13 protein-coding genes and 1 other annotated feature are annotated in these 11,891 nt (G+C 66.8%); of the genes, 2 read left to right on the top strand and 11 right to left on the bottom strand.

All coding sequences use genetic code 11. From position 1 onward, the window contains the following. Positions 1–52 precede the first annotated feature (52 nt). The 10 genes from ALIDE2_RS10865 to ALIDE2_RS10815 form a co-directional block, all read right to left on the bottom strand. A complete protein-coding gene (locus ALIDE2_RS10865; protein WP_013722085.1) occupies positions 53–2,050 on the bottom strand; it encodes a relaxase/mobilization nuclease and DUF3363 domain-containing protein in 1,998 nt (665 codons plus the stop codon). Positions 2,051–2,498: 448 nt separating this feature from the next. After that, positions 2,499–3,086, bottom strand: a complete 588-nt coding sequence (locus ALIDE2_RS10860; protein WP_013722084.1) for a S26 family signal peptidase — start codon at positions 3,084–3,086, stop codon at positions 2,499–2,501. Continuing rightward, positions 3,083–3,628: a DUF2840 domain-containing protein gene (locus ALIDE2_RS10855; RefSeq protein ID WP_013721767.1), complete on the bottom strand. Its 546-nt coding sequence runs from the start codon at positions 3,626–3,628 to the stop codon at positions 3,083–3,085. Before ALIDE2_RS10855 ends, ALIDE2_RS10860 begins: the two co-directional genes overlap by 4 nt. Next, positions 3,625–3,909, bottom strand: a complete 285-nt coding sequence (locus tag ALIDE2_RS10850) for a hypothetical protein (protein WP_013721768.1) — start codon at positions 3,907–3,909, stop codon at positions 3,625–3,627. The genes ALIDE2_RS10855 and ALIDE2_RS10850 overlap by 4 nt, the downstream gene beginning before the upstream one ends. Then, on the bottom strand, positions 3,906–4,544 hold the full coding sequence (gene parA, locus ALIDE2_RS10845) for a ParA family partition ATPase (RefSeq protein ID WP_013722083.1): 639 nt from the start codon (positions 4,542–4,544) through the stop codon (positions 3,906–3,908). Before parA ends, ALIDE2_RS10850 begins: the two co-directional genes overlap by 4 nt. 253 nt (positions 4,545–4,797) lie before the next feature. Then, on the bottom strand, positions 4,798–5,571 hold the full coding sequence (locus tag ALIDE2_RS10840; RefSeq protein ID WP_476489889.1) for a replication initiator protein A: 774 nt from the start codon (positions 5,569–5,571) through the stop codon (positions 4,798–4,800). A gap of 86 nt (positions 5,572–5,657) precedes the next feature. Then, positions 5,658–5,939, bottom strand: a complete 282-nt coding sequence (locus ALIDE2_RS10835) for a helix-turn-helix domain-containing protein (protein WP_013722081.1) — start codon at positions 5,937–5,939, stop codon at positions 5,658–5,660. 83 nt (positions 5,940–6,022) lie between these two features. Continuing rightward, the gene (locus tag ALIDE2_RS10830) at positions 6,023–6,775 is read right to left on the bottom strand and encodes a DUF2285 domain-containing protein (protein WP_013722080.1); all 753 of its coding nucleotides are present in this window, start codon (positions 6,773–6,775) and stop codon (positions 6,023–6,025) included. 171 nt (positions 6,776–6,946) lie between these two features. Beyond that, positions 6,947–8,181, bottom strand: a protein-coding gene (locus ALIDE2_RS10825; RefSeq protein ID WP_085945337.1) for an IS3 family transposase whose coding sequence is annotated in 2 segments (ribosomal slippage) — positions 6,947–7,893 and positions 7,893–8,181 — 1,236 coding nt in all. Because the reading frame shifts where the segments join, the coding sequence is not laid out codon by codon here. Further along, positions 7,787–7,903, bottom strand: a sequence feature (AL1L pseudoknot). (Overlaps the previous gene by 117 nt.) A gap of 256 nt (positions 8,182–8,437) precedes the next feature. Beyond that, the gene (locus ALIDE2_RS10815) at positions 8,438–8,785 is read right to left on the bottom strand and encodes a DUF2958 domain-containing protein (RefSeq protein WP_013722079.1); all 348 of its coding nucleotides are present in this window, start codon (positions 8,783–8,785) and stop codon (positions 8,438–8,440) included. 225 nt (positions 8,786–9,010) lie between these two features. Between ALIDE2_RS10815 and ALIDE2_RS10810 the strand changes: the two genes are divergently transcribed. After that, complete coding sequence (locus ALIDE2_RS10810) at positions 9,011–9,304, top strand: helix-turn-helix domain-containing protein (protein WP_013722078.1); 294 nt, start codon at positions 9,011–9,013, stop codon at positions 9,302–9,304. Positions 9,305–9,459: 155 nt separating this feature from the next. Here the strand turns inward: ALIDE2_RS10810 and ALIDE2_RS10805 are convergent, their stop codons facing one another. Continuing rightward, positions 9,460–9,774, bottom strand: coding sequence for a DUF736 domain-containing protein (locus ALIDE2_RS10805; RefSeq protein ID WP_013722077.1), 315 nt, complete (start codon positions 9,772–9,774; stop codon positions 9,460–9,462). A gap of 879 nt (positions 9,775–10,653) precedes the next feature. On the opposite strand from ALIDE2_RS10805, the gene ALIDE2_RS10800 reads away from it, so the two are divergent. Further along, positions 10,654–11,703 carry a DMT family transporter gene (locus ALIDE2_RS10800; protein WP_013722075.1) on the top strand — a complete coding sequence of 350 codons (1,050 nt, stop codon included), beginning with the start codon at positions 10,654–10,656 and terminating at the stop codon, positions 11,701–11,703. The last annotated feature ends 188 nt before the right edge of the window (positions 11,704–11,891 follow it).

Raw genomic sequence — 11,891 nt, 5'->3', positions numbered from 1 at the left:
TTGCAGAGGACTACGTTGAATCCATTCTGTAGGATCGTTGACGTTGGCCTGGCTAACCTCGGGACAGCCCAGGCCGCCGTCCAATTTCCCATGACACCCCGCCGCCGCGCACCGTCGCGGCGATCTGCTGCCCCAGTCGCTGCTCAATCACCGGCCGCCACGGCACCAAGCAGAAACTCAAGCTGTCATCAATCATCGCATAGGGTCCGCTGGCGAGCATGACCGAGCGCCGGTAGATGCCCGCCACGCGCTGCCCGTCAGCCACGGGCCGATGCTCCAGGCCGGTATCGGCGGCGATGTCCTTGCCGGCCTGCGCCACTTCCCGGCTGCGCAGCGTACCCAGCAGGTTGCGCGCCAGGATCACGCGCTGGCCGCGTTTCTCGGCCAGTCCCTGTTCTGCCAAGAAGTCGGCGCGCTTCTGGAGTGCCTCCTTGGCTTCGCCGCCAAAGCCCAGGTCGCCCAATCCTCGGCCGCCGCCGATCAATTGCTGATCCAGCCAGGTGGCGCCGATGACACGGGCCTGCCGCTCGATGGGCAGATGCGATTTCAGCTCCACGGCCACGCCGCCCAGGCGCTGCGCGTCGTAGCGGCGGCCCTGTTCGGGCAGATCGCCAGGCACCTTCCATAAACCTTCGGCCACACGCTCCACGATACCGGCCCGGCGCAAGGCCTCCAGCCGGCGGACGTGGGTTGCTACCACCTCTTGCGGATCGCGGCCGGGCACGGCCTGGCCCTGGGCGATGGCAAGGTGATGGTCGGCGCGGTACAGGCCACCGCTCGCCAGCGCGGCGATGTTGCGGTCGGCCGCACGCACGTCGGCCGACCCCTTCACTTCCACCACGGCGCCGGCCGGATAGTTCGCCAGCTCGTCGCGGGCGTTGAGCGCGACGTAGTGGGCCTTGCCGTCCACCCCGTCGATGACCAGATAGCCCCGGTCGCGCAACTCGTCCGCCAGCCCCTTGGCGGCCACGCGGCCGAGAATGGTTCGGCCATCGTCGCTCGGCTCGAACACCGCCAGCTCGCGCGGCTGGCCGCGCATGGCCCGCTGCATGGTGCGGATGATGTCGCCGCGCTCGCCCAGGGCGCGCAGCGTCTTCTCCGCATCGGCATGGACAGCCCACGTGCCCGGCTGCACTTCATCGGCCAGGCCCAGGCGCTGCAAATGTTGCAGGCGGTCGATCAGCAGCAGCCGCTGGCGTTGCAGCCGCGGTTCGTTGAAGCGTTCGATCTGCACTCGGCCACCCTCGCCGACCTCGCGTTGCAGGATGCGATCCAGGCTCGTCCACCGCTCCTGCTCAACCTCGCGCTGCAAGGCCTGCTGGATCTCCAGCTCGGTGCGCGGCCCCAGCCATTCGGTCGCCAGCTCGGCGGCGCAGTGGCGGAATCCATCGGCGATGTAGTCGCCCGCGATGATGAGGTCTTTGCCGGTATCGTCGCGCCCGCGCACGACGATGTGAGTGTGCGGGTTGTCGGTGTTCCAGTGGTTGACGGCCACCCAATCGAGGCCCGTACCCAGGTCGGCCTCCATGCGGCCCATGAGGTGCCGGGTATAGGTGCGCAGGTCTTCCAGCTCGGCGCCGTCCTCCGGCGAGAGGATGAAGCGGAAATGGTGCCGGTCATCGGCGCAGCGTTCCTTGAAGGCGTCGAGGTCGACGGCATCGGTCTGCGGCCCGTAGGCTTGGCCCGGCTCGCCATCGCGGCCCACGCCATCGCGCTCGATGTAGCGCAGGTGCTTGGCGAGCGACTGCGGGCTGACCCGTTGCTGGTTGACCAGCAGCGTCTTGATGGTCACGCGCCGCGACATGGGCGTGAGCTTTGCGCCTGCGAAGCGGGCCGCTGTATGACCGCGCCCCAGGCGCGAGCCGGGGCGTTGGCCTGCTCGCTGGCCCTGGCCGCCGGACGCGGTGGAATGGCGCATCGAAGACTTGCCGCCGCTGGCCTTGCCGGTCTGCTTGAGCACCTTCGACACGAAGCTCTGGCCCTGGCCTTTGCCCCGGTTCTTCGGGGCGCTGGGGCGGATGCGGAAATCGTCGTCGCGGCGGTCGGTCATGGCCGCTCTCCCTGCAAGCTATGGCGTGTCCGGTCGTGCGAAGCACGCGGACATGCCTGCATCGGCGCGGGCCTCGCTTCCTGCGCGGCACGACGGCGAAGCCGCTGCGTGCCGCGCCACCCACACGTGCAGACTGGCTTTCGACGCGGCCCGGTGCCGCGTCCTTTTGTCTTGCCTTCCGCCTTTGCCCCTCGCTGGCGCTCCGGGCAGCGGCGGCCCGGCGGCGCTGCTGCGCGAGCAGCCAGCGCGCCGGCGAACGCGGACACGGCCGCAGGCCAGGCGCGTTCGAGGCAAGACGCCTGCACATGGAACGGCTGCGCCGGAGGCAGCGCGAAGTGCGGTGCCCAATGCGAAGTATTGGCACCCGCACTGCACGCGCGACGACACGGCGACGGCCAGCAGAACGACACGCCCGATAGCACGATGATGCGCAGCGAATCGGCGGAGATCATGGGCGTGACTCCAGCCAGACCGGACGTGCAACGCCGATCACGGAGGATGCGCTGACCGGCCCGAAATACCGGCTGTCGAACGACGCCGAATTGGTCACACTGAGCAGGAACAGTTCACCGGGTTCTAGGCGACGGCACTGCTGCCAGGATGGCAGCGGCCGGCCCCAACGGTCGGCAGGCAGCGCGGCGGCCGAAGGCACGCCGTCGATGCGGACGATGCGGCCAGTGATGCACACCTCCTGCGGTGCGACGGCGCCCACGCGCTTGAGCAGCGGCACGCGCGTCGGCAAGTAGCCGCGCTGCGCGGCCAGCGCGGAAGCGTCTGGCGGCAGCGTGGTCAGCACGATGCTGCCCACGGACAACGGGCGTGGCGGCGAGCTGGTGCCGCGGCCCAGCGTTTCGACACGATACCAGCCGACCGCCACGCTGACGGACGGGTTGTAGATCAGGCGCGGCAGCGGCTGCACGAAGGACGCCCAGGCCAGCGCAGCGAGGCCGCAGGCGGACAGGCTCGCCAGCACCAAACGAGCGCGCAGGCGCGATCGAGAACGCGGTGCGGTGCCGGAATTGGAAACGGCGGTCATGGCAGCGCCCTCCCGGCCAGCCAGGCGGCATGCCGCTCGGCAGTGTATTCGGGCAGCGGCAGGCGCGCAGCGAGCCGGTTGGCGAGCGTGCGCCAGTACGCAGGCGAGACAGCGGCGGGCGCGATGCGCAGCACCTCGATGGCGTCGATGCGCTCCAGCACGGTGCGAACCTGGTTCTCGCCCTCGGCGTGCAGCAGCAGGCGCGCGCCCGGCTGCACGCCGGGAATGCGCTGCGCCGCATCGAGCGGCGTGCAAGTCTGCATCACCATGAGCTGCCAGCGGATCGTGCCGTAGTCGTTGGCCTGCCAGCGGATGCGGCAGAACATGGCGCCCGGCAGAAACACCGCGCAGCGCCGCCAACGGTCGAGCTGGTGCGTGCGCGCGGGTTCGCCAAAGCGCAGGTAGAGATTGAAACGCGGTTCGATGTAGGCCAACGCCACGCGCGTCAGCGGCGCGCTGGCAGGCTGTGCGGAAGGCGCTGCGAGCGCTGCCGTGGCCGCGAAGGCAACAGGCGCGGGGGCAAGAGAAGCGGATGCGGTCATGGGGTGTTCTCCCTGCGGTGTTCTGGAAACTCCCGCTCCAACAGGCCGCGCAGCAGGTCGGCCACGGTCACGCCCTGCGTGAAGGCTGACACCTTGATGCGCGCCCGCATGGCGGGCGTGATGTCGAGGGTCAGCCGAGCCGTGTAGAGGTCGCCCTTGCCCAGCGCATCGGCATCGCCTTGGCGAATCCACGCCTCGGCGTGCGGATTCACGGGCGGACGCGCGCCGATGCCGACGCGCTTTGCCGTGCGTTTGCTGTTCGGCAGCGGTTTCTCGGTCATGTCGGCCACCGCAGCAGTTCGTCCACCAGCGCAGTGATTTCGCGTGCGGCGGCGCTGTCCGGTGCCGTCTCGCGTGCGAGCCGGCCAGTGGCCACGCTGTCGGCGAATACGATGCGTTGATGCACTTCCGCGCGTAGCGCAGGAAGCGGCTGGTGAGCGAGCGCCTGGCGCGCTTCGCGCCCGATCACGGTGGTACTGACGCGCCGGTTGATGACGAAGGCCGCGCGCAGCGCAGGCCGAAACACCTGCGCCTCGCGGATCAGCGCCACCATCTCGGCGCTGGCCCAGAGATCGTAGGGGCTGGGCTGCACGGGGATCAGCACGCGCTCGGCCGCCAGCAGCGCGGAGCGCGCCAAGGCGGCGATGCGCGGCGGGCCATCGATGACGACGTGATCGGCCCGCCTGGCGAGTTCTGGCGCCTCCTGGTGCAGCGTTTCGCGGGCGAGGCCCGCCGCGCTGAACAGCCGTGGCAAGCTCAGCTGGCTTCTGCGCTGCGTCCAGTCCAGCGATGAGCCTTGCGGGTCGGCATCCAGCAGCACGACGTGCTGGCCGCGCATCGCCAACTCTCCAGCGATGTGCGTGGCGAGCGTGGTCTTGCCCACGCCGCCTTTCTGGTTGAGCAGAGCAACGATCATGGCGCGGCCCTCCGTGTTGGAAAGCCGGGCTGTTGCCGCTGCGCTTCGTGCCGCGTGGCGGTTGTCCACCGTGGCGCGGCGCTTCTACTACCAGTTAGAGGTTTTAAGTTAGGGAAGTTAGAGGGGCCGCAAACCCGCGCCGTTATTGGCTTTGCGGCCGATTCGTACTCCTGATAGCACGATAGCCGTACTCCCGATAGCACGATACCTGGCACGCCTGATAGCACGACACCATTCACAGGCTGTCCCGGAGTTATTCCCGTGCCGTCTGCGGCACGGGCCGGAACGTCAGCAGCTCCATGCCGTTGTCGGGCATCCGCTCGATGCCCAGTACGTAGCCCGGCAGCGACTGCCGCGCGACCAGCACGCGCAGGTCGTAGGCGAAGTCCGAGAAGCGCGTGGCACTGCCCGATTTCCGATACAGGTGTCGGAAATCGAATTGCCAGCCGTGTTGCTGCCGCCCGCCGTGCTTGCGCACCAGGCGGTACAGCCACCGCTCGATGCCGCCCGTGAGCCGGAAATACGCCGGGTCGATGGTCAGCACCAGGGCGGCGTCGAGCACGCCCGCATAGAACCAGTCCGGCAGGATCAGCTCCAGACCCAAGGGCGTGCCCTTGGCATCGGCCAGTTCCTTCCACTCGTTGATCCACGAGAAGCGATGCAGCCGTCTTCCCGTGGTCTCGCGGATCGACGTGGCCACCGTGGTGGATTGCAGGCGATCCAAGGCCGCCTTGAGGCGCTGGTAGTCGCGCAGCGACTTGCCGCGCCCGATGAAGCGCAGGATCTCGTAGGGCGTCGCACGCATCAGCCGCGACGGGCGCAGGCCCGCGTCCTTCGCTTCCACGATTTGCGAGGCCGCCCATATCAGCACGTCCGCATCCCAAATCGTGGCGATGCCGTGCTCGGCCGTGCCTTCGACGCGGATCGCTACGTTGCCTGCCCGGAAGTCGATAGGCTTGACTCGCTTGGACTTGCCGAGCGAGAAGAACGGATAGGCCATCAAGTCCTGGCTGTCGCGCGGCGCCATGTCGCCCGGCAAGGCGCGGAACAGGTCGAGCTGTTCGCGCTCCTGCGACGGTTTGGACACGGCGGAGGCCACCCGCGCGCCGCCGATCAGCGCGCACGGCTGTCGGCCGAGTGGTGCTCGGCGTATTCGGGATCGGAAGTCGTCTCGAAGCTGCGGTCGGTGGCCCAGGCATCGAGGTCGGCCACGGCGTACATGACACGGCGGCCGAACTTGCGAAAGCGCGGGCCACCACCGATCACGCGCTGCTTTTCCAGCGTGCGCGGCGACAGGCGCAGGTAGTCGGCGGCTTCATCGTTGGTGAGATAGCGTTGGGGCTGCGCGGCAGCGGTCGAGACAGCGGCGGCAGGCCGCAAGGGAGCGGGACGCATGGTGTGAACCTCCATCGGCTGAAAACGCCCGGCCACACAGCGCAACCGGATGGAGGCAGTCTCAGAAAACGATGCCCTTCTGCTCAGGGTCGTTTTGCGTTGGATTCAAAACGACCCTTCTCAAGTGGCGCAAGCTGTGCTAGGCGGCGATAGCCGCTGCGCATCAGCGCATCGCCGCGCCGCACCAGGCGGCGCACCTTGGAGCGCAGACCTCCGTCGCTGTACCAATCGGCCACGGCGTCGACACCGAACAGCCCTTCGCCGACCTCGCGCAACGACGCACCCGCCAGGGTCGCGTCGAGTGCCTGCAAGGTGTGCAGTTCGAGCAGTGCGGCGGGGGGCGGCCTGGACCGGGCCATTGGCGCCGGCGTGTCGGGTGCATGCATGACGCCGCCACGACCGTGATAGGCATAGGCCACGGCCATGCCGTCTTCCAAGCCGGACGCCAGCACGAAGCGCTGCCAATGGCCGGCGCTTCGTGCGATCAGCACCAGTCCCTTGCCGTCGTGCAGCAGTTGCTTGTGGCCAGGGATGCGCCAGAAGGAAAAAAGCTCTGCATCCACGGGCGGATCGGCGTCCGGGTAGAGCTGCACCACGGCAGCATGCCCCGGCTGCCAGGCCGGTTGCGCGTCACGCGCATCCAGGGCTGGGTCTTCCAGCAGGCGCAAGCCCCAGCGCTGCGCAGCATCGGGGCGGCGCGCACGGCGCCGCCAGTCGAGCCGGTAATCGGGATGCCTGCGCAGGTACTCCCAGGCCAGCGCGAGTGCATCCAGGCCCAGGATGTAGAGGTAGGCAGCGGTCGGATACCAGTGCGCGAGATGGTGAGGGTTGCCCATGAACGCCAAGCTCCTGTCGAAGATCAGGAACGTCGTCACGGGCGTTCAACACAGGGCTATCGCCGACGGTCAGCGGCCATCACAATTGGGTTGGGCTGTAACATTGAATGTCAAGACCGATCGACTCAGATGCATTGTGAACCGCCCCGGCTTTCAAGGAGGCCGATTGGTTTAAGTTGACACCTCTGTCGAGGTGTCGCTGACGGCGAGTTGCCTCCAGTAGTTTGCCTCAGCTTCTGCCGGAGGGATGCCCCCAATCGGCGTGAGCAGTCGGACGTGATTGAACCAGTGCACCCACTGCAGGGTGGCCAGCTCCACGGATTCCCTGGTCTTCCAGGGTCCCCGGCGGTGAATCAGCTCGGCCTTGTACAGCCCGTTGATGGTCTCGGCCAGTGCGTTGTCGTAGCTGTCACCCCGGCTGCCCACTGATGGCTGGATACCCGCCTGGTCCAAGCGTTCGGTGTAGCGTATGGAAACGTATTGACTGCCCCTGTCGGAATGGTGCGTCAAGGCATGGGCTGCTGGCTGGCGGTCATACAGCGCCTGCTCCAGCGCATCCAGCACGAAGTCCGTTTGCATGCTGCGGCTGACCCGCCAGCCCACGATGCGCCGGGCGTACACGTCCACCACGAAGGCCACGTACAACCAGCCCTGCCAGGTGGAGACGTAGGTGAAGTCCGACACCCACAGCTCGTTGGGCCGGCTGGCCTTGAATTGCCGGTTGACGTGGTCCAGCGGGCACGGTGCCGATGTGTCCGGCGTGGTGGTGCGCACTGTCTTGCCACGGCGTGCTCCTTGCAAGCCCATGGCACGCATCAGGCGCTCGACCGTGCAGCGCGCCACTGCGATGCCCTCGCGGTTCATCTGCAGCCAGACCTTATCGGCCCCGTAGACCTGCCAGTTGGCGTGCCACACGCGCTGGATGTCGGCTTTCAAACCCTCGTCACGCTGGACGCGTTGACTGCGCAGTTGCGGGTTGCGTTGCCGGGCTGCGTGGCGCCAGTAACACGACGGGGCCATCTGCAGCACCCGGCAGATGGGCTCGACCCCGTAGTCATCACGGTGGCGGTCGATGTAGTTCTTCAAGACTTCAATCGGCGGTCGAGCTCCGCCTGCGCGAAAAACGCGCTGGCCGTCTTCAGGATGTCGTTGGCCCGGCGCAGCTCTTTGACCTCACGCTCCAGTTCCTTGATGCGCTGGGCGTCTGCCGTGGTGGTGCCGGGGCGCTGGCCGCTGTCGACCTCGGCCTTCTTGACCCAGTCATTCAAGGTCTGCGGCACGCAGCCAATCTTGGGCGCAATCGATTCAATGGCTGCCCACAGCGACGGGTAGTCGGCTCGGTGCTCCTGCACCATGCGAACGGCGCGCTCGCGGACTTCCGGGGAGAACTTCGGTGACTTGTTCATGGCTCCATCTTCTCAAGAGTTGGTGCCTCCTCGAAATCCGGGGCTGTTCATTGCGAAATTCGTCCGAATACGACGACCACGCAATTCCAAAACATCACGCGGTATCAGACACCGTGCCGCGAGCCGCATGAAAGATCGTGACTGTTTCCAGCACAAGTACAGGGCCCGCGCGCAAGAGTGCCAATTGAGACTTGGTGAGTCTGGAGCCAGACTGAAATAGTCTGAATGCGCCCCACTTGGCTGAGGCGCGAACGTTTCAATCGACGACGGAACCGTTCTCCTGCGCCAGCCGCAGGTATTCCGACAGAGGCCGCACCGCCTGGAAATACCGATCCCTCATCACCGGCTGCTGGCGGGGCCCGACGATGGCAGCGAGGTCGGAGAGCTTCACCGTCCCCAGCTCGGGCATGCTGATCCCGAGGTCGATCAGGCCTTGGGCCGTATCGCCATCGGCCGGGTCAAGCGCAGCCAGCAACCAGGTGGCATGGGCATCCGGCGTGAACAGCCGCACCACGGGCAGCGGGTCGATGGCCTGACCAGCGGACCGAGCCTGACCGTGGGCCAGCAACTGCCTGCGCTCGTCTTCGGTGATAAGTGGGTTCATGGCGATCCCCTTCTTGCTGCACGAATCCGCCAAAGCGTGGAAGCGTGGAACCGGATCGACGGGTTTGAGGAAAACCACGGATGCGGTTTTGCGCTTGCGTCGAAAGCCGTCGACACGGATTGCCGTAAAAGTACAAGAGCGGCAATTCGCTAGTAATGAACACTATAGATTGTAGCTCTATAAGGCGCAATCGACTGTCATCTTGGATTTCGGGGAGATCCAAGGTTGGCAGCGAAACACACATTGTCGGAGGCGTTGAAAACCATCAGGAAGGCCCGTGGACTGAGCCAGGAAGCCTTCTCGGATGTGTCCAGCCGCACCTACATGAGTTCGCTGGAGCGCGACCTGAAAAGTCCCACCCTGAACAAGCTGGCCGAGCTGTGTGAGGTCATGGAGGTTCACCCGCTCACGCTGCTGACGCTGGCCTATGCCGGCGACGACGCGCAGCGGGCTGAGCAGCTTCTGGCACAAGTGCGGCAGGAAATGGACGCCGTGCTGAAGAAAGACGATGCGCGGTAGTCTGCATTGGCGTTGGCCTAGCCGATCCGGCGCGAGCCGGTTCGACAGTATCGTGGGGTGCCAAGCGCCGCGCGGCGGGGATAGCCGCAAGGCTTTCCCCGGGAGAAAAGCGAAACGCGCAGCGCCCCGCCGCGTGGGCGGGGCGCTGGCGGCCGTCAGGCCACCTGGGGCTTGCTGCGCGACCAGATCAGGTTGTGCGTGCCGCCTTCCTCCTCGATCAGCCGGGCATAGACCGTTGCCGGGAACGAAGGATCATCCAGGGTCACGGAGATGTAGAGCCGCTCGGCCTTGCTGACCTTGCGCCACGCCGCGCCGATGTCATAGCCAGCCGCCTGCACGCGGAAGTCGGGGGCGTGTTCGTTGTCCCCCTTGTCGTTGGGAACCAGCTTGGCCTTGACGTTGAGGGTCAGGGTACGCAGCGTGCCAGTGAAACCGTCTTTGTCCGCGGTGAAGGTGCCGATGGTTGCCATGATGAATCTCCTTACGGTTGAACAAGGTTCGCGCCCATCGCGTCCTTGTTGTGATCCGACCGGCGGGGGACGGGCTGGCTGCACCGCTTGTGGGCGCAACGCAGTGGAGCACCGGGAGGCGAAAAGAATTTGGCCCGCGAGGAATGCGCGCAGCGCAGGGGAAATTGTTTTCGCCGGACGGTTGCAGCCATGAAGTCCGAGGCGCAGCCGTGCCCCCGCCAGGATTCACAACAACACAAGGACGCCTTGGGCCGAACCCATACCCCGAAAGGAGACATCGCCAGCTCGGCATCCCCACACGACGGTTTCAGCGGCACGCCCCCTGACTCGGCAAGGCCATTCCCCAACGACCAGCAGGAACACGTCCCTTCCCACGCAGGCAGCCATGCTTGCAGTGCGGTGTGGAGCCCCAAGGAGGGCCGGGTGGCATATCTGTTAACCGTCATTCGTGACACATAGGCAACGAACTGCCAAAGCGTCGGGGACGGCACGCATTCGCACAACCCGCCGCAGCAAGCCACGGCGCACCCACCGAGCACCGCCCATACGGCGGGGCGCTGGCCCTGGCCGATCCGGCGTCGCCGGTTCGGCGGTATCGCAGGAGCGCCAAGCCTGCGCGGCGGGGATGGGCCTTGCGCCGATCCCCCGGAGGCAAGCGTGGCGCGCAGCGCCGCAGGCGCGTAGGCGTGAGGGATAGACGCCCGAATGGCCGTGACTCGGAACGAGGCACGGGGCGCAGCCCAATAGCCCGGCGGCGCTTTGCGTCGACACGCCATGCCGCATCAAAAGCTCCAATCAACCGAAGCGCCCCGTATCACCGACGAGTTACGGAATCGGTGTAAGGTGATAGGTGCCCCTCGATTCGCAGGTTCTCGCTCTATGACCGGACGCTCGTCCATCCTCGCCGCCCTGGCGGCCGCACTGCTGTTCGGCGCCAGCACGCCCTTTGCCAAGCAGATGGTCGGTGACGTTTCACCCATCATGCTGGCCGGACTGCTGTACCTGGGCAGCGGCATCGGCCTGTGGACAGTTCGCCTCATCAGGGATCGCGGCTTTGCCGCGCCCAGCCTGCCCGCATGGGAATGGCCCTGGCTGCTCGGCGCCATCGCCAGCGGCGGCGTGCTTGGCCCTTTGCTGTTGATGATCGGGCTGACGCACACCACGGCCGCCGATGCCTCGCTAATGCTCAACATGGAAGCGGTGCTGACGGCCGTGCTGGCATGGGTCGTCTTCCACGAAAACGCCGACCGGCGTATCGTGCTGGGCATGGCCTTCATCGTGGCGGGCGGCCTGCTGCTGGCCTGGCCACAACACGATGGCATGGGACACAGCAGCACGCTGGGCAGTCTGGCCGTGGTCGGCGCCTGCCTGTGCTGGGCGGTGGACAACAACCTGACACGCAAGGTGTCGGCCTCCGATGCCGTATTCATCGCCGGCACCAAAGGGCTGGTGGCGGGCGTCACGAACCTCGCGCTGGCCCTGGCGCTCGGCGCCACGCTGCCGGCGTGGCCGCGCGTGGCGCAGGCCATGAGCGTCGGGTTGGCCGGCTACGGCGTCAGCCTGGTGCTGTTCGTGCTGGCCTTGCGCGGCCTCGGTTCGGCGCGCGCGGGCGCGTATTTCTCGACAGCCCCCTTCATCGGCGCTGCCATCGCCATCGTGTCCCTGGGTGAGCCGACCTCGGGGGTGTTCTGGCTGGCGGCGGCGCTGATGGGAATAGGTGTCTGGCTGCACCTGACCGAGCGGCACGAGCACGAACACACGCATAAACCGATGGCCCATGCCCATCGGCATGTGCATGACCAACACCACCGCCACACCCATGATTTCCCGTGGGATGGCGTCGAGCCGCACGCCCACCCGCATCGGCATGAGCCCCTCTTGCACAGCCATCCGCATTTCCCGGACGTGCATCACCAGCACAGCCATTAGCGCATGTGACGTGCGCTTGACCGAGCCGGCATAGCCGGTTCGGCGATATTCGAGGGGCGCCAAGTAGAGCGCGCAGTGCCGCAGGCGCGAAGGCGCGGGATTGAGGCCGAATGGCCGTGACGGCGAAGTCGGCATGGGGCGCAGCCCGCAAAGCCCGGCGGCGCATCGCGCCGACACGCTCCAGTCAG

Source organism: Alicycliphilus denitrificans K601 (assembly GCF_000204645.1).
Lineage (GTDB): Bacteria > Pseudomonadota > Gammaproteobacteria > Burkholderiales > Burkholderiaceae_C > Alicycliphilus > Alicycliphilus denitrificans.
The sequence above is the reverse complement of the archived record's forward strand: the minus strand, read 5'-3'. Positions and strand labels throughout refer to the sequence as shown.